Here is a 20,733-nt window from a genome sequence, read left to right as displayed (position 1 = left end):
AGGGTCGCTAACCGGCCAGAAGCAGTCGCTCGTTTCCAGCTGCTTTCTATATTTGACGGACTGAATATTGCTGTCATCTCTTGGCAAAAGCCTCCCCTCCAATCTTGCTGCGGATGCCCCGAAAAGCCGTTGTGGCCACCTCATTCGCGGAGGCGACTGTATCAAAACGTAAAAAATGGATTAACGGTTGTTGACAGGGTTTATTCCAAAAAATAGTATTCGCGCACTGATGTTCTTCAGTCGTAAGCGTTTCCGTTAGCCAACGCGACAACAGTGACTACTATGTTACTGTGGGTCGCTATTGGTTAACTTTTTCCTCTCGCGCACCAACAGTTCACCTAGACGTCACTCACTTCGAGTAGATGTTCATGTCGGGCGTATCGATTAAAAAAAATCTCGGTTTTCTAATTTGGATGGCGATAGCGCTGTTTATCAGCTATCTCGCCATTGCAATGTCGATGTCAGCTTTTTCCTTATACATAACCCAGTCCAAAGGAATGGGAGATGTAGCCGCGGGCGTTGTGGTAAGTCTTCCCTTTCTGGCTACGATATTTAGTCGTGGCTGGGCAGGTAGATTCTCCGATACTTACGGGGTTCAGAAAACTGCATTTCTTGGCGCGGGAGTCTTAACGACCTCCTCAATTATTTGCTTGGCCTCTTCTCTCTTAGTGAGTATGCCAATTTTGGAATTTACTACCCTGCTTACAGGGCGAGCTCTATTAGGAGTCGGTGAAAGCCTCGCTCTTGTCGCAATTCTTTCATGGTGCATTTTATCTTCGGGCGATTCCAGAACTGGGTTAGTCATGTCCATTATTGGTGCCGGCATATATTCCTCCCTTGCTGTGGGAGCACCTGTGGGCATATGGCTTATGGACTCCTTTGGGTTTCGCTCATTAATGTTGTCATGTGCGATAGCGCCAATGGTGTCGGTGTTTATGTTGTGTTTTATTGCTGCTCCAAAAGTACTGAATAAACCTCAGTCATACACAATGTATAACGCAGTAAGAATAATCTGGAAGCATGGGGCAATTGTCGGTTTGCAAGGCGTCGGCTTTGCGGTCATAGGTGCCTTCTTCCCTCTTTATTTTCATTTCAAAGGCTGGGAGTGGGCCGGGCTAGGCATTAGTTTTTTCGGAATAGGCTTTGTATTAGTTAGAGTTCTACTAGGTGGATTACCTGATCGTATCGGCGGAAAAAAAGTTGCTCTGATTTCACTAGTCGTTGAGATATCGGGACTAGTTCTAATATGGAGCTCCTTAAACCCGATCTATGCGCTCGCCGGCGCGCTATTTACTGGCATGGGATGTTCTCTCGTTTTTCCTTCGATGGGGTCAGACGCATTGAAACGTATTCCAGCAGATATGAAGGGCGTCGCAATAGGAAGCTTTGTTGCCTTTCAAGATCTAGCGTATGGATTAACCGGACCTTTGGCTGGATGCTTGGCACAGCAATTTGGCTACGCAAGTGTATTCATGTTTGGCTTTTTATCTGCCGGTTTGGCTATCGGCATTGCGACAACGCTAAAAAACGAGAGGTGGGTAAGCAATCAGAAGCAACCAGTTTCCCTTGAAGCCTAAACACTCAAAATATTAACGAGAACTGACTTATGAAAATGCATGAAAGCACAATACTGATTGTTGGTGGGACTAGCGGCATTGGGAGAGCGCTTGCCGAATCATTCTATGATCTGGGAAATACGGTGATTGTTGCCGGCAGGAAGCTGGATTTAATAAACGAGATGAAGCTTGCCCGACCAAAAATCTTAGGACTTGAACTGGATTTGAACGATAAAAATTCGTTGGCAAAACTCTCCTCCAGTATCGAGAATAGATTTCCGGACATTGATGTGCTCATTGCAAATGCGGGAATCATGAAACCGGAGGATTTGACTGATGATTGTGATATTTCCGTGGCGGAAGATATAATTAACACCAACATACTTGGGGTTCTTCGTACTGTAAATGCTGCGCTGCCAGTATTAAAGCAAAGAAAGTCCACCATCATAATAACCACATCAAGCCTGGCCTTTGTCCCTCGGGCAAATTTTCCAAGTTACTGCGCGAGCAAAGCCTTCTTGCATTCTTGGATTCAATCACTTCGCTATCAGTTGCGAAATTTGGGGGTTGAGGTTTTAGAGCTGGCGCCTCCGTATGTCAGAACCCAATTAACTGGCCCCCATCAAAGCGAAGATCCTAGAGCCATGCCCCTTGCCGATTTTATTAGTGAAACGATGGAAGCACTAATGAAGTCTGAATCTGAGAACGGGGAAATTATCATTGAGCGTGTCCGCAATGATCGTGATGCCGAATTGCATGGAAGATATGGCGAGGTTTTTAACACTATAAATCCAAAGTAAATTGCCCGTCGTGGTGCCTTGCAATAAGCAAGGCGCTACGAGCAACTTAATTAGCGCGTGATGATCCTTGAGGTGCGCTGTTTAAACTCGTGACTTGTAAGAATGGAAAATTTTAGTGTCGATTTTTTATCTGATAAAAACCCCTCAGTCCATGCTCAAACCATCAGCGAGCGGAAGTTATATGAAAGTTAGATTTGTGATTTTTGTAAAATATCAAAAGCGTTACGCCTCAGAAGCTAGAGAGGCCGTAACATCATTTGTGCGAGACGCCAAAAATGGTGCAGGATGCGAAGTGTGTCTTTGCTTAGAACTAGCCAGGGCGTCAACTTGGAGGATCTACCTAAAATGCAATGAAGAAAGTTTTTTGTATTCATGGCTACGAGGTAATGGGCAGAAGGCGTTTACTTCTCTGCTGAGCTTTACTGGTGTGCGTTCTGTTGACGTAAAATCTCTCAGTGTCAACTGGCACCCTAGACTAACCATATCTGAAACCGATGCGAGAAAGGCACTCAACAGTTTGAGTTGCATCGTTAATAAATCATAAGGCTCTGCTGCAGCGAGTGAAGGTGTAAAAATTGTTGGTGGTCATCGTCCAAACCGCAGATTCAACAGCAACTTCCTACACCTGTTGTAGTCGCAGAATCGCTTCTGTTAGCGCTTGCGCATTTGTCCCCAATGTCTCCATCACCTTACTTGCATTGAGAGCAGCATCCTTTACGCCATTCTCTGAAAACCTTTTCGTGACCTGATGTATTTCAGCACCGATTGCATGGTAGTTGTGCAGAAGCAATGTAGGAGCATCTGTCGCAGCGATGTTGGAGGTTGAGTTATCAGGCGTGGGACGTACAACCTGCCGCCACGCCTCGTGGGTAACAAATCACTCTCCCGCCATCGTCGTCAAACCGCTAGTGCTTCAACCTTTCTGGAACGCCAGGCCAAAGCCAACACCATCAGCAACCCCAAGCCTGCCATCGCCGCTCCAGCCAGGGAAATCGCCGGATAACCCAGCCCTACGTTGATCACTGCTCCGCCCAGCGCTGCACCAATCGCGTTGCCAAAATTGAAGGCTCCGATGTTCACCGCCGAGGCCAGATTGGGCGCGTCTTTAGCGGCTTCCATGACGCGCATCTGTAGCGGCGGCACCAGGGCAAAACTGGCGATCCCCCAAATCAGGATGGCCACGGCGGCCGGCAGTGGCCAGCGCATCAGCACGGCGAACGCCAACAAGACCAGAATCAGCACGCTCAGCGAGACGATCAGGGTGCGATCTATCGAGCGGTCAGCAGCCTTGCCACCCCACATGTTGCCGAGCGTCAACCCGACACCGTAAAGCATCAGCATGGCAGTGATGTAGGCGCTAGACGCAAGGGTCTCGCTGTTTAGGATCGGTGCGATGTAGGTGAAGACGGTGAACATGGCGCTCGAGCCGACTACGGTCAGGGCCAGCGCAGCCAACACCGGGCCGCGTCCCAGCACACGAATTTCCGCCATGACACCAACGCTTTGCGACGCCCGCACGTCAGGCAGCGCGAACCACAACGCGGCCATGGTCACCAAGCCCAGGCCGGTAATCCCCCAGAACGCGGTTCGCCAACCGAACAGTTCACCAAACCAGGCGGCCAGCGGCACACCGCCAATGGTCGCCAGCGTCAGGCCCATGAACATCGCCGCAACCGCTCCGGCACGTTTTTCGGGGGCGACCACGCTGGCGGCGACGATGGAGCCGACGCCAAAAAATGCACCATGGTTCAGTGAAGTCACCACCCTTGCAACCATCAGGCTGTAGTAATCCGTGGCCAGAGCTGACATCAGATTACCTAGGGTGAAAATCGCCATCAGCCCGATCAGCAGATAGCGCCGTGGAATCCTGCCGGTAGTCAGGGTCATCAGCGGTGCACCGAGCAATACGCCCAGCGCATAAGCACTGACCAGCAAACCGGCCGCGGGAATGGAAACGCCTAGGTCCGCAGCGATACCCGGCAACATGCCCATGGGGGCGAATTCTGTTACGCCGATGCCGAAGGCACCGATGGCGAGCGCGACAAGTGGTGGATTGATACGCATGGAAGGCTCCTTATCTATGCCGCAGATGCTACGATCCTCTTTTTTCAAGCGGTAGATAGCATTTTTGGCAATCACCTTTGCGCAGGAGGCACAAGTGGATTTCAACGGCAGGTCGGGTGAAATGAGCGTGTTCACCACGGTGGCGCAGGAAGGCAGCCTGTCAGCTGCGGCGCGTGCACTGGGCCTTACACCCTCGGCAGTCAGTCGGATCATCGCGCGCACCGAACAACGTCTTGGCACCCGCTTGTTGTTGCGCACGACTCGAGCGATCACCCTCACTGCCGAAGGCGAAGCATTCCTCCGTGGCGCTCGGCGCATCCTCGCCGACATGGACGAAGTCGAAGAAGCCATCGCCGATCAGGGCGTACCCAAAGGGCGATTGCGCGTCAGTGCCGCCCTTGGCCATGGCCGGCTGGCCATCGTTCCCTTGGTCGCAGCATTCAGCGCCCGTTACCCAAACATCGTCGTCGACCTCACACTCGGCGACGAGGTGGTCGACATTCTCGGTGGACAGGCCGACGTCGCGATCCGTTTTGGCCATCTACCCGACAGCCCGCTGACCGCACGCCGGATCGGCGACACCGGCCAGGTAGTGGTGGCCTCGCCCGAGTATCTGCAGCGCCATGGCATCCCCCAGGAACCGGAAGACCTGCTAAAGCACAACTGCCTGCGCTTTAATTTCCGGCGTGCCGAACCCAACTGGCCGTTCGTTCGCGATGGAAAAGAGTTTTCCCTGAAAGTCAGCGGCAACATCGAGTGCAGCAGTGGTGAAGCACTGGCACAACTCGCGCGAGTCGGCGCCGGAATTGCACGCATCGGTGAGTTCACCGTGAGCGAAGATCTACAGCGCGGTGCCCTGGTCGCGCTGTTGGAAACCTGGAACCCCGGGGACCAGGAACCGATTCATGCGGTGTTCGTAGGTAGGGCAGCAATGCCAGCACGAGTGCGATTGTTCGTGGACTTCTTGGTGGAACATCACCGGATGTAAACGGAGGTAAAAGTTATATTTACGGTACTCGTCATGTTGAAGTGACCAAAGCCTTTGGGTGCACGATCAGTAGGTGACTTTCCTTGCTGGACCAATCGTGTTCTCTGGCAATGATGGTTCGTCTCCAAGCCTTAAATTTCTGTCCTAAAGGACAGCTTTCGAACCAAAGCGGACGCTCGGCAGCACATCTGGCAACAAGTTTTCTGACAAGCTTGTCCTGAGTCCATCGCGTAACTGAATTGAAGAGTACTTTCATCCCATGAACAAAGGTCTGAGTGATGCCAACCTTAATTACGTACTTGCGGTCATTGAAAGTGCTCCAAATACCGAGTTAGGTGTGATGTGTGAGCACCTACAGATCGACAGTCGCGATCTTTTGAATCAGTTGGCGATCTCAGTAGCAAGACTGTTTATTACAGGCTCCCGCGATTTTCATTCCTGTGATGAGGTGATGAATACTGTCATCAGCGATATCGTCGACTTGTCCATGCACGCGGATATGCCCCTGCCGGCATTCTCTATCTACCAGGCATTTGATGCAGGCGAGTATTGGCACAGCGACGACGACCGGGACGTATTTCCTTGGGAGAAGTGGACACGGCCCGAGCTCGAGAGGATTTTGCGTGAGGTCGACGACGGCGCAAACGGGCTTTCGAAGTAGGTTCGACTTGAGTCCTTAAAGGACCGCTTTTGGCCGAAAGCGGGCACTCGAAACCAGGCTAATGTCATGTCTGTTATGTCGCGCTACCGGCGAGTACCTATCTGCCGGTGCAATACAATGGAAGTCGCACACCTTCACTTTTTGCATCGCCGCTTGATGGCCAGGTTGGCGGTGCCCGCTGTACAGCGGGCACCACTTCCTATGTGGGGAAAAGGCTTACACGCCGACTTACCAGTTGTAACTCAATTTGGCGGTAATCTCGCGACCCGGATTGTAGAAGTTCGCCGTGCCGGAGCCGACCACGTGCTGCTCATCCAGCAGGTTGCTGACGTTCACCGCAAGGTCGGTGCCCTTGGCTATCTTGTAGTTGAAGGCGGCGTCGAACAGCGTGGTGCCATCGCTTTTACCGGTGTTGGCTGCATCGAAGTAATAAGCGCCGACATAGCGCGCACCCAAGCCCAGGCTCACATCAGTGCCGGGCACGTCGTAGTAGCTCCAGAGCGAAGCCGAATGCTTGGGTGCCGTGGTGAACTCATTACCCTTGAGGGAGCTGCCGTCGTACAACGAACCACGCAGGACTTCGGACTCCATGTAGGAATAGCCACCAATTAGACTGAGGTTCTGCGTCACTTGCGCCTTGGCCTCCAGGTCGAGCCCACGCGCCCGCGACTCGCCCACAGTCTGTTGCTCAATAATGCCGCTCGGCAGCACCACGGCGATGGTGACGTTTTCCTGGGTCAGGTCATAAACGGCTGCGGAGAACAGTGCGTCCATCCCCATCGGCGCGTACTTCACGCCCACTTCGTATTGCCTGCCCGTCTGCGGTGTTACACCAACCTGCGGTGGCGAGACCGATTCCACCATACTTACATAGGTGGACACCTCATCGTTGACGATATAGGTCAACGCACCTCGGTAGGAGGTTTCAGAGAAGGTGTCTTTCTCAGTGGATTGCAAGCCTTTGCTGGTCAGATCCATCGAGTCGTTGCGCACACCCGCGGTGACGATGAAACGCTCGTAGAACGACAGGTTCTGCTGAAGAAATACGGCCTTGGTGGTCGCGTCTCGCTTGTTGATGGCATACGGCGCGATTGAGCGTGAGACCCCAGTAAACACGGGGTTTACAATGTCAATCGAAGTCGTCGGGGCGTAGACCGAGCTTTCCTTGGTGGTCGAATCGAGGTACTCCACGCCCACCAGACTGCTGCTGTCGATGTTCTCGAAGCGGGCATCGTATTGCAGCATCAGATTGCCGTTGAACTGGTCGGCTTCGGTGTCCGTTCCAAACAGATAGCGGTCAACGGTAGTACCGACACGTGCGGCGCTGTCGCTGAGGTAAACGTAGCCAAAATCATCGGTCAACTTGCTGTAACGCAGATTGCTGCGCAGCACGAAGCCGTTGTCGAAGTCATGGGTGACGTTACCGCTGAGACTGGTGCGCTCAACATCGTGAAAGTTGTAGCTGGGCTCACCATAAAACTTGCTGCGGTCGTATTCCTTGTCCAGCGGATAACCGCCACTGTTGGGCGAACTTTCGGTTTTCAGGTAGTCCAGAATCATCGTAGCTGACGTGTAATCCGTCGGTGCCCAGGTGAGGCCACCCATAAACAACTGGTTATCGTCCTGCGAGTGGTCGTACTCGCGGTCACTGTTTTGCCCTTTGGCAGTAAAGCGGCCAGCCAGGGTTTTCTCGTCATTCAGCGCGTCCCCCACATCGATGCCTGTCTCGACATGGTCAAACGAACCGTAGGTCACATAGCCTTGGCCAAACTGCTCGAAGCGTGGCTGTTTGGTCACGAAGTTTACCGAGCCGCCAGGGTCCGCCGGGCCAAACAGGGTGGAGTTGGCGCCACGCAGAATCTCGATGCGCTCATAAGCGAATGGATCTTCGCGTACGCCGCGCATCGAACTCAGGGTCAAGCCGTCACGGTAGGTTGTGGCCTGGAAGCCGCGGATCTGGAAGTAGTCGTTGCGGTCATCCGTACCATAGAAGTCAGTAACCACGCCTGGCGTGTATTGCAGCGCCTCCTCTGTGGTGCTGACGCTGCGCTGTTGCATTTCCTTGTTGGTAACAACTGATACCGATGCCGGTGTGTTGAGAATGCTGGTTGCTACCTTGCCGCCGACCCAGAGTTCCTTGGCGACCACCGAGTTGGCGTCGTCGTCGGCACTGACCCTGACCTTGGCATTGATGATGAGGGGGGCAAGGCGGTAGTCCTCGACATCCGTTGCGTCGAGTTCCAGCGGGCCAGCGGTTTTTGCTTGAGGAACCAGCAGATAAGCATTCAGGCCTTGTTGTTCGATCTGCAATTGGCTCCCCTGCAGCAACGATGACAGCGCTGCCGACGTATCGAGCGAGCCATTCACGCCAGCGGTGGTGCGGTTCGCGACACTCGACGCGTCGAAGGAAAGACTGATGCCGGCCTCGCGCGCAAAGCGATCAAGCGCCGGCGCCAGTGGGCCGGGAGCGATGTCCCACTGCTTGACTTGATTGCTGTGGTCAGCGCTCGACGTTTGCGCCAGCGACGGCAATGCGTAGCTGCTCACGATCAAACCCAACATCGCACCCTGCAAGGCACGATTTAATGGATGGCGCTGTGAAACCGGGGACGAACTCATTTTCTCGCTCCAAGAAAGGACATCGGCAAACTGGCCTGTATTCCGGCCTTCCTTAGAGGTCGAACGAGAATGAGAAACCACCTCATTATTTTTTATGTGGTTTTGATGGCCTCAGGTAGCAGCGGTCACGGTCACCCAGTAACGGGTTCGGTAATCAATGTGCAAGCGCAGTGACTGCGCGATCAATGCCAGGACCTGATCGTTGTCGGCGAGCTGGAAGGTGCCGGAAACGCGGCGATCCGCGACCTCTTCGGCGCAACGCAATACCCCGGGGCGATAACGCGACAACTCCACGATGAAATCCTTGAGGCGCATATTGCGCGCACTGATCACTCCGTCACCCCAGCTCCACAGATCGAGGCCGTTGTCGCTGAACGTTCGGGCGCTACTTGATGTGAACAGCAGCTGATTTCCTGCCTGGACGGTGCGGCTCGCATCAGTTTGACTGGCACCGGGGAACACCGTGACTGATCCTTCCTGAGCCGCGACCAGCGTGCCATCGTCCAGCTCGCGTGCCAGAAAGCGGGAACTGTGAGCGCGCATGATCCCGTCACGTGATTGCACCCAGAACGGTCGTGCTTGCGGCGAGTGTTGATCGGCGCCGACATTCACGATGATTTCACCACGTCGCAGGATGATCAGGCGTCGCTGGGCGTCGAAATCGCTGTCGACGGAGCTATCGCTATTGAGCTGAATAAGGCTGCCATCATCGAGTTGGAAGCGTCGTTGCTCGCCGGTACTGCTGCGCTGCTGCGCAAGCATGGCGGGTACAGGTGTGTAATCCCGGACAAGCCAGGCTGCCGTGCCAACAGTAGCCAATATGCCCAGTAGCTTCAGGCTGTCCCGCCGCCGCATTCCCTGATGGGTGCCATTAAGGGTTTGTCGCGCCAGTTGAGCGGGTACGCCGGCAAATTCATCCCCAAGCGTTTCCACACGCAGCCACGCCAACACATGCTCTGGGTGCTGCTGCAGCCAGTGCTCAAAAGTGCGCTGTGTTTGTTCATCGGCTTGATTGAAGCGAAGGCGCACCAGCCATTGGATCGCCTGTTCAACAATGGCCGGATCCAGCGCCTGCGGCTCAGGCCTCGACATAACGCAAGCGATAGCAGTGTTGCAGGGCCGTGGTCAGGTCGCGTTCAATCGTCGCGCGGGAAACACCCAGCTTTTCGGCTATTTGCCCGCACGTTAGACCGTCTAACCGAGCAAACAAAAACGCCTGGCGAACTCTCGGTTTAAGCTTATTGAGCATGCGGTCTATGCGCTCGAGCGCATCAAGAATCATCAGCCGGCTTTCTTCCGAGGGAACCTCATGTTGAGGTAGCAACGCGACGCTTTCCAAGTAGGCACGTTCGAGCTCGCGACGACGATACTGATCAATCATCAGTCCACGGGCGATACTGCTCAGATAGGCACGGGGTTCGCGCAAGGGACTGGACTGACGGGATTTGAGCAGACGTACGAAGGTGTCTTGCGCCAGATCTGCTGCGTTATCGCGACAACCGATGCGTCGGATCAGCCAACCTTGTAACCACGAGTGGTGGGTGCGATAGAGCAGCCCTAAATCTGCAGTACCTAGTGTTTCGTCGCTGCGCATCGGCGTCCCGGCAGTACACAATTGATAATGAATCGCATTCTACCCATGCAACAGGCCTCAGGCAAATACGTGGTTCTCAGCGTCCCTTCTTCCGAAAGCTGACAGAGGTGAGCCTGTCAGCCGAATGAACTCCAATCAGCGCATTCGTTAGCACACGTCCAGTGCAAATCCAAAGTCGTCGCTGGATACTTGAGCCGCTTCATTAAGTCGCTGCCGCAATGCAGCGGTTAATTGCCGCTCCACTTCCCATGGATCAGACAGAGCAGCGAGCTGTGGTGCCAATTGCGGCGACATGCTCATCAGCGACTGGTTGAGGGAGCGGGCCGTTTCATACGCGGCCTTCTGCACAAAGCTGACTTCCACCAGCTCTCCCCTTGCGAAACTCCATCTCTGCCAGGGCAAACGCCAACCAGATCGGCATCTCTGCCAGCGCCTGTTGTTCGTTCGTCACTGCCCTGCCCCTTAAACAAAAAGACCCGGCGCTATGGCCGGGTCAGGTGGTGGGTGGCCTGCCGCGCTTGGCGGTCGCACCCATCGAAGATGGCCACTTTTTACAGGTCGATTCTGGTGGCAGCAAGACCGTTTTAATGCCATCCGGTGAATGTGTGGCTTACGCACGGTGAACGGCTGGCGAATGTCGGTGAATGCGCGAGCCACTTCATCACCCGCACGTCATCGATGTCAGCCCACTCGCCGGTGCCACCGCCATAAGGGGCTGCACGCATCGCCGTTGGGCTTGGTGGTTTTCCAGTCGTCATCGCGACAGATGATCAAAAGCCCACGCCACCCAAAAGGACAACGCGCGCGAACTGAAAAGCCGCTTCTATTCTTCAACGACTCGCCCGCGCCTCTAGAAGCTATCGAACCGAAACATGTCAGCCAGTACCTTCGCCATCGTGGCAAGACAGCACCTATTCGCGCGAATCGGGAGAAGGCATTACTCAGCTCCATCTGGAACTTTGCTCGCGAGAATGGCTATACATCCTTGGCAAATCCTTGCTCGGGCGTGAAAGGCAATAAAGAAACCGGTCGCGATATATATTGAAGACGACGTACTTGCCAGCGCCTATCAGCATGCCGATCAGCCATTGAGAGACGCTTTGGACCTGCTCTACCCAACAGGTCAGAGGATCGCAGACACATTGAAGATGGATGAGCGAGACATAAAAGACGGGAAGCTCTCCGTTCAGCAAGGCAAGACTGGGGCTAAACGAAGGATCGAGATCATTGGTGAACTCAAAGTCGTATCGATCGAATCGTGACACGAAAGGCTGGACACAAAATCAGATCAACACACCTGGTAGTAATCGACTCTGGACAGCCAATGACGACCAGCATGCTCAGAAAACGGTTTGATGACTCTAGGGAAGCAGCCGGGATTCCAAAAGCAGAATTTCAGATGCGCGACCTAAGAGCAAAAGCGGCGACGGATAAGGAGGAGTCAACAGGGAGCATCCGAGAAGCTCGGGATCAGCTAGGACATACAGCCGTCGGGATGACAGAACAGTACATCCGAATGCGCAAGGGTCTGAAGGTTACCCCTACGAAGTGACTGACGGTCACGAATTGCGGAAAAGACTTTTTGATTGCGGAAAAAAGAACTAAGGGCTTGCATGAGGTATCTCATGCAAGCCCTTGATATTCATGGTGCCCGAAGCCGGAATCGAACCGGCACGCCCTTACGAGCGGGGGATTTTAAGTCCCATGCGTCTACCAGTTTCGCCATTCGGGCGGTAGCGCGGTGTAGCGATTCTCCGCTGCTCATTCACGATCCTGACAGGATTGGCGCTCAAGCAACCGAGGGGGAAATATATACATCACTTCCCTGTGAAGCAAGTTCGCGGCGGTCGATTTAGAGACTAAATCTTGCAGCGAGATAGAAATAAAAAAGCTCCGTAAATCATGGATCTACGGAGCTTGTTTATAGTGGAGGCCGAGGTCGGAATCGAACCGGCGTAGGTGGATTTGCAATCCACTGCATAACCATTTTGCTACTCGGCCTCAAAACATTCGCTATCTAGTAGCACGACAACGAACGTGTACAAATTGGAGCGGGAAACGAGACTCGAACTCGCGACCCCGACCTTGGCAAGGTCGTGCTCTACCAACTGAGCTATTCCCGCTTGGTGTGGGGCGCATTCTATAGAATTAAGAAGCCCCGTCAACCCTTTGATTCAAAAAAGTTTTATTTCTTTTCAACATCGGTCTTCAGATGTGGCCAGGCAGCCCGAAGGTACTGGACCATCGACCACAAAGTCAGGCCTGCGGAAACCATCAGCAGCGCATAGCCGATGAAAACCCAGAAGCTGAAATCCTTCGGATTGGCCAGCAGGATCACCAGCGCGAGCATTTGCGCGGCGGTTTTCCATTTGCCGAGGTTGGACACGGCCACATGGGCTCGGGCTCCGAGTTCGGCCATCCACTCACGCAAGGCTGAAACAACGATCTCGCGACCGATGATGACCGCTGCCGGCAGCGTAAGCCAAAGATTGCCATGCTCCTGCACCAGCAGCACCAGGGCGACGGCGACCATCAGTTTGTCGGCGACCGGATCGAGAAACGCTCCAAACGGCGTACTTTGCTCCAGGCGGCGCGCCAGATAGCCATCGAGCCAGTCGGTCGCCGCAGCAAAGGCAAATACCGAAGCCGAGGCAAGGTAACTCCATTGGTAAGGCAGGTAGAACAGCAAAATGAAAATCGGGATGAGCAGGACGCGGAGAACGGTAATCAGATTAGGGATATTCATCGGCACAACTGGCTACGAGGTGAATGGGCATTCTACTCACTATGCAGGTTTGCATAAATCGACTCTGCGAGCTTTTTACTGATCCCCGGGGCTTTGGCGATCTCTTCGATGCTTGCACGAGACAGCTCCTGCAATCCACCAAAATGTTTCAGCAGATCCCGGCGACGGGTCGGACCTACTCCGGCGACCCCTTCCAGCGTTGACGTACGCCGGGTTTTACCGCGACGCGCGCGGTGGCCAGTGATTGCGAACCGGTGGGCTTCATCGCGAATCTGCTGGATCAGGTGCAAGGCAGGTGAATCACCCCGCAAAGTGAACTCGTGCGCTGCATCATTTAGATACAACGTTTCGAACCCGGCCTTGCGTGTTGCCCCCTTTGCCACGCCGAGCAGAATCAAATCCGGCACCGCCAGTTCGTTCAGTACATCGCGAGCCATCGACAACTGCCCCTTGCCACCGTCCACCAACAGAATATCCGGCAACTTGCCCTCGCCCTCCTTCAGCTTGCTGAAGCGTCGGGTCAGGGCCTGATGCATGGCGGCATAGTCGTCACCCGCTGTCACGCCCTCGATGTTATAGCGCCGGTAATCCGATTTGATCGCGCCTTCCGGGCCGAACACCACGCAGGACGCCACCGTCGCCTCACCGCTGGAGTGACTGATGTCATAGCACTCAAGACGCTGCGGCGGTTCATCCAGATTCAATACTTCGGCCAGTGCGTCGAAACGCGCCGCAACATGTTGCCGGTTGGCAAGCCTTGCTCCCAGCGCCTGTTCGGCATTGGTCACGGCCAGTTGCTGCCATCGCGCTCGAGTACCCCGCACGCGATGGCTGATGGTCAATTCGCGCCCGCGCAGTTCCTGGATTGCTTCGATCAGCGCAGGGAAGTCTTCATGAACCACGTTGACGATCAGCTCGCTCGGCAAATCGCGCTCGGGACTGCTGATGAAATACTGGCCCAAAAACGCAGCCATGACTTCGCCCACTTCCTCCTCGATCCCGACCTGAGGGAAGAAGTTCTTGCTGCCGAGCACGCGCCCGCCACGCACGCTGATCAGATGAACACACGCGCCCCCTGGATTGACGAAGGCTGCGATGACGTCGATATCGCCCGTACCGCCCTCCATGCTCTGCTGATCCTGAACCCGGCGCAGCAGCGCAACCTGATCGCGCAACTCGGCGGCGCGCTCGAATTCGAGATTGATCGCCGCCTCTTCCATCGCGGTGGAGAGTTCGTTGGTCAGCGCATGGCTGCGCCCTTCGAGGAACATGACCGAGTGACGTACATCCTCGGCGTAGACCTCAGGCTCGACCAGGCCGACACAAGGCGCCTTGCAGCGTTTGATCTGATATTGCAGACAGGGTCGGGTGCGGTTTTTGTAGTAACTGTCCTCGCACTGACGTACGAAAAAAGTCTTTTGCAGCAGGCTGAGGCTTTCGCGAATCGCTCCCGCGCTCGGATAAGGGCCGAAATACTTGCCCTTGGCCTTCTTGGCGCCGCGATGGATGCTCAGGCGCGGGAACTGTCCGTCAGACAAAAACACATAGGGATAGGATTTGTCGTCGCGCAACAGGATGTTGTACGGCGGCCGCCACTCCTTGATCAGGGTCTGTTCAAGCAGCAGCGCTTCGGTTTCGTTGGCGGTGATGGTCGTTTCGACCTGGGCGATCCGACCGACCAGCGCGGCGGTTTTCGGGGCCAGACCGGTCTTGCGAAAATAGCTGGCCAGACGCTTCTTGAGGTTCTTGGCCTTGCCCACGTACAGCAGACGCGCCTCGCCGTCGAACATGCGATATACGCCGGGGCGCCCGCTGACGGTCGACAGGAAGGCGCCGGAGTCAAATGTTTCGGTCATGGTCAGAGACTGGCATCAACCATGCCGTGGCGAACCGCCAACAACGTCAACTCGACATCGCTGCTGATCGAGAGCTTCTCGAAAATGCGGTAACGGTAAGTGTTGACGGTCTTTGGCGACAGGCACAATTTGTCGGAAATGATCTGCACCTTCTGACAGCCGACAATCATCAACGCGATCTGGATTTCCCGTTCGGACAAGGCATCGAACGGCGAATCGTTGGTTGGCTGGAAGGATTTGATCGCCAGTTGCTGGGCGATTTGCGGGCTGATATAGCGCTGACCGGCGAACACCAGGCGAATCGCCTGAACCATTTCCGGAAGTCCCGCGCCCTTGGTCAGATACCCGGCGGCGCCAGCCTGCAACAACCGTGTAGGAAAAGGATCTTCCTCACACACGGTAACGGCAACCACTTTGATGTCGGGATGGCTGCGCAGCAATTTGCGCGTGGCTTCCAGGCCGCCGATGCCAGGCATCTTGACGTCCATCAGCACTACGTCGGGCTTCAGCTCACGAGCCTTGATCAGGGATTCTTCCCCGGACTCGGCCTGGCCAACCACTTGCAGGCCATCGATATCGGCCAGCATACGTGTAATGCCTGTACGAACGAGATCATGGTCATCGACCACTAGCACCCTAATCAAGCAGACACCTCGCGATATGGTCTTATTGGGATGCCGGACACCTTAGCAAAAAGTGCCGGGCAGACCTAGCGGAAAGCCGCATATAAAAAGTTTCAATTCATCATCGAAGGCTTGCCGGCCGTGCGTTTCAGAGAACACCTGTACTGAAATCCAGCTGCATGCGCAGGAAACACTCATCCTCACCCTGCACCACCAGCCCTTTGCTCAGATACAGTTTTTGCGCCGGGTTGTTCTTGAACACCGTCAGACGCAACGCCGGACGCTTCTCATGACGAGCCACGGCAATAACCTGATCGATCGCCCAACTTCCAGCCCCCTGGCGCTGAAACGCTTCATCCATCTGCAACTCGCGGATGTACAACGCTCGTGCATCCCGACTCAGGCTGAAGAAGCCGCAAAGCGCCTCGCTGCGAAAAATCAGCCAATTGTCGCGGCCGGACCAGGCCAGATCGAACCCGTCGTCCTGCCAAAGCAGATCATAGTGAATGTAGTAGCGCAGCATGTTCCGGCAAGTGAGCTCTCGAGCGAACGGCAGGTCGGCTGGCGTTGCCCGGCGTAACTGGAATGTCATTCAAACCTTGTCCTGTTCTTGATCGTCCAGATTCGGTGCCTGCCATTACTGACAGGTTTTCCTCATGGAGCTAAGTACACTTCAGAGTGTGTCACAACCTTGCGCGCAGTCGATCGATAGATGCTCTCTTGCACATTCGATAGCATTTTCTGATTGCTGACGCGCAGTTGCCTCTAGTAAGCTCGGCGCATTCATCGGAGACAGACCATGTTCAACGCCCCTTCACAGCTTCGTACCGCCAGCGCCCTGCGCTCGGTTTCGGCTGCCCGGGCGACTGACGTTTGCGCTCCGGTCAGCTTTTATTTTGGGTATTGGTTTAGCCACTGGCGCGCCTGATACCCAAACGGCGCCCATGACAACGGGACGCCCACCAGAGAATTCTCAACCCCCGGTCGGCCTCCCCGACCGGGGGTTTTGTTTTTTCAGGCTGTACATTTTTTCAGCAACACACCAGACACTTTGAGGAATCACGACATGAACTACGCCACTTATTACCGTTACGACAGTTTTACCGCCTGGCGATTTACCAGCCTCCGCTCGGGACAGCCTGCCGCCTCCGATCGGTCACCCACAGGTGGCAAGCACACACACGTAGCCAATACGGCCAATTGTCGAACACCCCAGTAGGGCCGAGCGAGCGGGAAGCACCCGCCGCCAGCCCAGGAAGATCCTTATGAATTCGTCTGTTTCTGCTCTGCCGCTGTCCACTATTTCCCCTGCCAACGAAGCACTGACCCTGCGTCTGCCCAGCTCGTTGCAACTCAAGCAGCAATTGCCCCTGAGTCATTTGCTGACCCAGCAGATCGCGGCTCACCGCCAGGCGGTTCGCGCGATTCTCAACGGTGAAGATCAGCGCATGCTGGTGATCGTCGGCCCTTGCTCGATCCACGACCCGCAATCGGCCATCGAATACGCCGACAAACTTGCCCGACTCGCCAGAGACGTCAGCGACGAAATGTTGCTGGTGATGCGCGCCTACGTCGAAAAACCGCGTACCACGGTCGGCTGGAAAGGTCTGGCCTATGACCCGCATCTCGATGGCAGCGACGACATGGCTGGTGGCCTGACCCTGTCCCGCGAGCTAATGCTGGCCATGATCCGCCTCGGCCTGCCCGTGGCTACTGAATTGCTTCAACCCATGGCCGCCGGTTACTTCGATGATCTGCTCAGTTGGGTGGCTATCGGCGCCCGCACCACCGAATCGCAGATTCACCGCGAAATGGCGAGTGGCCTGGGCATGCCCGTCGGCTTCAAGAACGGCACCGATGGGGGTGTGGCCATTGCGGTCGACGCCATGCGCTCGGCCTCTCATCCGCACCGGCACTTCGGCGTGGACAGCCAGGGCCACCCAGCCATCATTCAGACAGCCGGCAATGCGGATACCCATCTGGTGCTGCGAGGCGGTCATCAGGGGCCGAACTACGATCGTAAGAGCGTGGCCCGGATCAACGCCGAACTCGACCGTTTGAAGATTCCGGACCGGATCATGGTCGATTGCAGCCATGCCAACAGCGGCAAGGACCCATCACGCCAACCAGCGGTGTTCAACGATGTGCTTGAACAACGCCTGCAAGGCAACCGCTCGCTGATCGGCATGATGATCGAATCGCACCTGTTCGAAGGCTGCCAGCCTTTGAACCCGCCACTGCGCTACGGCGTTTCGGTGACCGATGGCTGTCTCGGCTTCGACGCAACCGAACGCTTGCTGCGGGACGCCGCCGAACGCCTTCGCGCACAGGCTCGGGCCTGACGGCAAAACCATCCTTCCGGCGATCCGCACCCACCGGAAGGATGGACTCGCATAGAGCGTTAACGCTCGACACGCACCTCAGTGACGGCGGACTCCTGACTGACATCGTCCAGATGCTCCACGGAGTACGCCACGCGTACCGTCAGGCCTGCATGTTCACGCCAGAATCGATGAGGCACGATGAACACCAGTGGCTGCCCGGCCATATCCCGGGTGATCTCCCGGTCGTCACGGTGATTGAACAGTTCGCCATCGCACTTGAGGTACACCAACTCCCCTTCCTGCACCTGGGCATTGCCGACGACCACGGTAATTCCGTCGATCGAGTCCTCCACGTCCAGCACGCCATCCTCGGCCTCGAGGACATCGGGAGCGTCCAGAACCCCTCGATTCAATGCAGCAAACACAATGCGTGTCGGCTCGGAGTCCCGAGTCGCCCCACTTGCTTGCAGAACCCGGTAGCGCACCGTCACTTTGTCGCCGATGTGGGCCGTCACGGTCTCAGGCGCCACCCAGAACGACAGGTTCTCGCCAACGGAAAAAGATTCGACGAGCAAGGCGTCGCTGTATTCAGTGGCCGTCGTCGCACCTTGCCACGACAGCAAAATCCGGTCTCCGGCGGTCATTCGCGCGTAGGGCTGGAGGGTGACGGATACGCCGTGCGACACCCGATCCGGATCCAGCACCTCCCCCGCCGATTCCTCCACATGCGGGGCCAGCAACCGGAGCGCCGAATCACCCACGCTCAGTTGCAGCCGGGCAGAAGACAGCGGCTCAGCCCGCGCGGCGCTGATGAGCATCCAGTAAACGTCCAGCGAACCGCCGTCCAGCGCCGCGATGTGCATGCCCTTGACCACGAACACCACTTCCTTGCCCACCTGTCCCTCACTGACGAAGCGGACAATTTCATGCTGGTAGGCATATCCCTCCAAATCCAGTCCATCCCACCTCAATATCAGTTTGTCGCCGCACGCCATGCCTGGATAAGGCGCGACCCGGACAATGCCTCTCGACAGCGCCGGATCGAGCACCGCGCCATCGACCGAGTCGAGCCTTGGCGCTTCCAGCATGCCGACCGGGTCAGCACTGGCGAGCTGGCCCGGGCCATAACAAAGCTCCAGCGAGTTCTCGTCGATTTTAAGACTGAGATGGCCTGCTCCCGTCGGCGGAGCGGCACCGGTCCATTGTGATGACAGCGCGGTGGGCTGTATTGCCTGAGTAGTCATTCGTAACTCCATTCCCTGGATGTAGCGCGGTCGTCAATGACTGCGCTGGCAAGCTGAATTGAAACGCGAATCGGCAAAGGTTCGATGTCGGCACGGTACGCCGCAAGGCAGAGGCAATCACGACGGAGAAAGTAGGCAAGCGGCAGGAAATCACTTCGGCGGATGCAAAAGATGTCTAAATATTCCGACCCGGATTTCATAAAGATCCGAAAAATCTTACGGATCCTAGTCCAGTTTCCGGCAGCCCCCGAAGCCGCTTCGTACTTCGCCAGCGAGATGAGTGTTTTAGAGTTGCACGCAGATTTCACCGATGAACTTCTGCGAAAAAGGTAAGAACATGCAACGGAATGCTTCAACCCGTTATCCCATCCTGTTGGTGCACGGTCTGTTCGGATTCGAGCGCATCGGTTCTTTCGAACTGTTTCACGAGGTCAAGCAGGCCCTGAAGGCGAGCGGCAGCCGCGTATTTGTGGCCCATCTCTCGGCAACCCATGACAACGAGGTGCGAGGCGAACAATTGCTCTCGCAGATCGGCTGCGTGCTGCGAGGCACAGGCGCTGGCAAAGTCAACCTGATCGGTCACAGTCAGGGCGCACTCGCCGCTCGCTATGCGGCAGCCCTTGCCCCCGACAACGTCGCCTCGGTGACCTCGGTCAGCGGGCCGAACCATGGTTCGGAGCTGGCGGACTTCCTGCGCAAGGCGCTGATCCCGGGACGCCTGCCGGAGAACGTCGCGCAGAATGTCGCCACGCTGTTCTCCAACTTTCTGTCCCTGCTCAGCGGCAGCACCGCCCTGCCGCAGAATGCCCTCGCCGCACTGAATGCACTGACCACCGAAGGGGTCGGCGACTTCAATGACAAGTACCCACAGGGCTTGCCGCAGGTCTGGGGCGGGCACGGGGCCGAGCTGGTCAACGGTGTTCGCTACTTCTCCTGGAGTGGCGTGGTGCCGCCGGCGAACGGCCGCGACCTCGACCCGGTTCAGAACCTGTGTCAGGCGTTATCGGAGTACTTCATTACCGAACCCGCGCAAAATGACGGTTTTGTGGGCCGGTTCAGCTCGCACCTGGGCACGGTGGTACGTTCCGACTATCCGCTCGATCACTTGGGCAGCCTGCGCCGGACCGCTGGTCAGCGCACGGCTCCACTGGATCCGGTCGAGCTGTATGTTGAGCATGCCGCACGCCTGCGAGCGAAGAATCTCTGATAACAGGCATTGGACAGCCTGGCGGAACTTTGCCGAGAAATCGGCCACTGAATCCGGTAGGCTCCGCACTTTACTGAAATTGATTGGAGAGTTTCCCATGGCTAAAGCCACTGCCCGCCACATCCTGGTTTCCAGCGAAGACAAGTGCAACGAACTCAAGGCCCAGATCGAAGCCGGTGCCGATTTCGCCGAGGTGGCCAAGGCCAACTCCACCTGCCCGTCCAGCCGCCAGGGCGGTGACCTGGGTTCGTTCGGCCCGGGCCAGATGGTCAAGGAGTTCGACACCGTGGTGTTCAGCGCACCGATCAACGTCGTGCAGGGCCCGGTGAAGACCCAGTTCGGTTATCACCTGCTGGAAGTCACCAGCCGTCAGGACTGATCTGTCCGCAGACCTGCTGTGCAACGGCCCGCCCTTTGGTGGGCCGTTGTGTTTCAGACACACGATTGGGCT

At 56.0% G+C, this 20,733-nt stretch carries 17 protein-coding genes, 3 tRNA genes and 1 pseudogene; 8 read left to right on the top strand and 13 right to left on the bottom strand.

The features are described 5' to 3' along the window. The first annotated feature begins 368 nt into the window (after window positions 1-368). Together N8H74_RS04825 and N8H74_RS04820 are read left to right on the top strand one after the other, a co-directional pair. Window positions 369-1,577, top strand: coding sequence for an MFS transporter (locus N8H74_RS04825; protein WP_262146434.1), 1,209 nt, complete (start codon window positions 369-371; stop codon window positions 1,575-1,577). A 29-nt stretch (window positions 1,578-1,606) separates the two neighbouring features. Then, window positions 1,607-2,356, top strand: a complete 750-nt coding sequence (locus N8H74_RS04820; protein ID WP_262146433.1) for an SDR family NAD(P)-dependent oxidoreductase — start codon at window positions 1,607-1,609, stop codon at window positions 2,354-2,356. A gap of 897 nt (window positions 2,357-3,253) precedes the next feature. Here N8H74_RS04820 and N8H74_RS04810 read toward each other — a convergent pair. Then, window positions 3,254-4,420: an MFS transporter gene (locus N8H74_RS04810; RefSeq protein ID WP_217829797.1), complete on the bottom strand. Its 1,167-nt coding sequence runs from the start codon at window positions 4,418-4,420 to the stop codon at window positions 3,254-3,256. Between the two features lie 94 nt (window positions 4,421-4,514). Between N8H74_RS04810 and N8H74_RS04805 the strand changes: the two genes are divergently transcribed. Further along, complete coding sequence (locus N8H74_RS04805; protein WP_217829796.1) at window positions 4,515-5,408, top strand: LysR family transcriptional regulator; 894 nt, start codon at window positions 4,515-4,517, stop codon at window positions 5,406-5,408. Window positions 5,409-5,667: 259 nt separating this feature from the next. Further along, window positions 5,668-6,069: a hypothetical protein gene (locus N8H74_RS04800; protein ID WP_217829795.1), complete on the top strand. Its 402-nt coding sequence runs from the start codon at window positions 5,668-5,670 to the stop codon at window positions 6,067-6,069. A 228-nt stretch (window positions 6,070-6,297) separates the two neighbouring features. On the opposite strand, the gene N8H74_RS04795 is transcribed toward N8H74_RS04800, so the two are convergent. The 4 genes from N8H74_RS04795 to N8H74_RS04780 all read right to left on the bottom strand — a co-directional run bounded on the left by N8H74_RS04795 (window position 6,298) and on the right by N8H74_RS04780 (window position 10,645). Then, window positions 6,298-8,688: a TonB-dependent siderophore receptor gene (locus tag N8H74_RS04795; RefSeq protein ID WP_217829794.1), complete on the bottom strand. Its 2,391-nt coding sequence runs from the start codon at window positions 8,686-8,688 to the stop codon at window positions 6,298-6,300. A gap of 111 nt (window positions 8,689-8,799) precedes the next feature. Then, entirely contained in the window at window positions 8,800-9,780 is a 981-nt protein-coding gene (locus N8H74_RS04790; RefSeq protein WP_217829793.1) for a FecR domain-containing protein, read from the bottom strand. Beyond that, complete coding sequence (locus tag N8H74_RS04785; RefSeq protein ID WP_217829792.1) at window positions 9,767-10,282, bottom strand: sigma-70 family RNA polymerase sigma factor; 516 nt, start codon at window positions 10,280-10,282, stop codon at window positions 9,767-9,769. The genes N8H74_RS04790 and N8H74_RS04785 overlap by 14 nt, the downstream gene beginning before the upstream one ends. Window positions 10,283-10,429: 147 nt before the next feature. After that, a complete protein-coding gene (locus N8H74_RS04780) occupies window positions 10,430-10,645 on the bottom strand; it encodes a hypothetical protein (RefSeq protein WP_225929859.1) in 216 nt (71 codons plus the stop codon). Between the two features lie 407 nt (window positions 10,646-11,052). On the opposite strand from N8H74_RS04780, the pseudogene N8H74_RS04775 reads away from it, so the two are divergent. Further along, window positions 11,053-11,834 (top strand): annotated as a pseudogene (locus N8H74_RS04775) (tyrosine-type recombinase/integrase); the annotation flags it as partial. Window positions 11,835-11,927: 93 nt separating this feature from the next. Here the strand turns inward: N8H74_RS04775 and N8H74_RS04770 are convergent. From N8H74_RS04770 to N8H74_RS04740, 7 genes are all read right to left on the bottom strand, one after another. Next, window positions 11,928-12,014 (bottom strand) — tRNA-Leu (locus tag N8H74_RS04770). Between the two features lie 195 nt (window positions 12,015-12,209). Beyond that, window positions 12,210-12,283 (bottom strand) — tRNA-Cys (locus tag N8H74_RS04765). A gap of 46 nt (window positions 12,284-12,329) precedes the next feature. Next, window positions 12,330-12,405 (bottom strand) — tRNA-Gly (locus N8H74_RS04760). 62 nt (window positions 12,406-12,467) lie between these two features. Beyond that, entirely contained in the window at window positions 12,468-13,028 is a 561-nt protein-coding gene (pgsA, locus tag N8H74_RS04755; RefSeq protein ID WP_217829791.1) for a CDP-diacylglycerol--glycerol-3-phosphate 3-phosphatidyltransferase, read from the bottom strand. Between the two features lie 32 nt (window positions 13,029-13,060). Next, window positions 13,061-14,884, bottom strand: a complete 1,824-nt coding sequence (gene uvrC / locus N8H74_RS04750) for an excinuclease ABC subunit UvrC (protein ID WP_217829790.1) — start codon at window positions 14,882-14,884, stop codon at window positions 13,061-13,063. 2 nt (window positions 14,885-14,886) lie between these two features. Further along, entirely contained in the window at window positions 14,887-15,528 is a 642-nt protein-coding gene (gene uvrY, locus N8H74_RS04745) for a UvrY/SirA/GacA family response regulator transcription factor (protein WP_032829778.1), read from the bottom strand. A 127-nt stretch (window positions 15,529-15,655) separates the two neighbouring features. Further along, window positions 15,656-16,099, bottom strand: coding sequence for a GNAT family N-acetyltransferase (locus N8H74_RS04740; RefSeq protein ID WP_262146432.1), 444 nt, complete (start codon window positions 16,097-16,099; stop codon window positions 15,656-15,658). Window positions 16,100-16,772: 673 nt separating this feature from the next. On the opposite strand from N8H74_RS04740, the gene N8H74_RS04735 reads away from it, so the two are divergent. Beyond that, a complete protein-coding gene (locus N8H74_RS04735; protein ID WP_262146431.1) occupies window positions 16,773-17,849 on the top strand; it encodes a 3-deoxy-7-phosphoheptulonate synthase in 1,077 nt (358 codons plus the stop codon). A 59-nt stretch (window positions 17,850-17,908) separates the two neighbouring features. Here N8H74_RS04735 and N8H74_RS04730 read toward each other — a convergent pair whose 3' ends face one another. Next, on the bottom strand, window positions 17,909-18,919 hold the full coding sequence (locus N8H74_RS04730; RefSeq protein WP_262146703.1) for a hypothetical protein: 1,011 nt from the start codon (window positions 18,917-18,919) through the stop codon (window positions 17,909-17,911). A gap of 493 nt (window positions 18,920-19,412) precedes the next feature. Between N8H74_RS04730 and N8H74_RS04725 the strand changes: the two genes are divergently transcribed. Continuing rightward, window positions 19,413-20,282 (top strand): triacylglycerol lipase, encoded by an 870-nt coding sequence (locus N8H74_RS04725; protein WP_217829787.1) that lies wholly within the window; start codon window positions 19,413-19,415, stop codon window positions 20,280-20,282. Window positions 20,283-20,379: 97 nt separating this feature from the next. Further along, window positions 20,380-20,661 (top strand): peptidylprolyl isomerase, encoded by a 282-nt coding sequence (locus tag N8H74_RS04720; RefSeq protein ID WP_041478733.1) that lies wholly within the window; start codon window positions 20,380-20,382, stop codon window positions 20,659-20,661. Window positions 20,662-20,733: the final 72 nt, after the last annotated feature.

It is taken from the genome of Pseudomonas sp. B2M1-30, from assembly GCF_025447575.1.
GTDB lineage: Bacteria > Pseudomonadota > Gammaproteobacteria > Pseudomonadales > Pseudomonadaceae > Aquipseudomonas > Aquipseudomonas botevensis.
This window is presented reverse-complemented; position numbering and strand designations above follow the sequence as displayed.

What these genes read in the sequence shown, in the direction of transcription:
- pgsA (WP_217829791.1), bottom strand. Translation starts at nt 13,028, where the DNA reads ATGAATATCCCTAATCTGATTACCGTTCTCCGCGTCCTGCTCATCCCG.
- uvrC (WP_217829790.1), bottom strand. Translation starts at nt 14,884, where the DNA reads ATGACCGAAACATTTGACTCCGGCGCCTTCCTGTCGACCGTCAGCGGG.
- N8H74_RS04800 (WP_217829795.1), top strand. Translation starts at nt 5,668, where the DNA reads ATGAACAAAGGTCTGAGTGATGCCAACCTTAATTACGTACTTGCGGTC.
- N8H74_RS04730 (WP_262146703.1), bottom strand. Translation starts at nt 18,919, where the DNA reads ATGCTGGAAGCGCCAAGGCTCGACTCGGTCGATGGCGCGGTGCTCGAT.
- N8H74_RS04810 (WP_217829797.1), bottom strand. Translation starts at nt 4,420, where the DNA reads ATGCGTATCAATCCACCACTTGTCGCGCTCGCCATCGGTGCCTTCGGC.
- N8H74_RS04735 (WP_262146431.1), top strand. Translation starts at nt 16,773, where the DNA reads ATGAATTCGTCTGTTTCTGCTCTGCCGCTGTCCACTATTTCCCCTGCC.
- N8H74_RS04795 (WP_217829794.1), bottom strand. Translation starts at nt 8,688, where the DNA reads ATGAGTTCGTCCCCGGTTTCACAGCGCCATCCATTAAATCGTGCCTTG.
- N8H74_RS04725 (WP_217829787.1), top strand. Translation starts at nt 19,413, where the DNA reads ATGCAACGGAATGCTTCAACCCGTTATCCCATCCTGTTGGTGCACGGT.
- N8H74_RS04785 (WP_217829792.1), bottom strand. Translation starts at nt 10,282, where the DNA reads ATGCGCAGCGACGAAACACTAGGTACTGCAGATTTAGGGCTGCTCTAT.
- N8H74_RS04790 (WP_217829793.1), bottom strand. Translation starts at nt 9,780, where the DNA reads ATGTCGAGGCCTGAGCCGCAGGCGCTGGATCCGGCCATTGTTGAACAG.
- N8H74_RS04820 (WP_262146433.1), top strand. Translation starts at nt 1,607, where the DNA reads ATGAAAATGCATGAAAGCACAATACTGATTGTTGGTGGGACTAGCGGC.
- N8H74_RS04825 (WP_262146434.1), top strand. Translation starts at nt 369, where the DNA reads ATGTCGGGCGTATCGATTAAAAAAAATCTCGGTTTTCTAATTTGGATG.
- N8H74_RS04720 (WP_041478733.1), top strand. Translation starts at nt 20,380, where the DNA reads ATGGCTAAAGCCACTGCCCGCCACATCCTGGTTTCCAGCGAAGACAAG.
- N8H74_RS04740 (WP_262146432.1), bottom strand. Translation starts at nt 16,099, where the DNA reads ATGACATTCCAGTTACGCCGGGCAACGCCAGCCGACCTGCCGTTCGCT.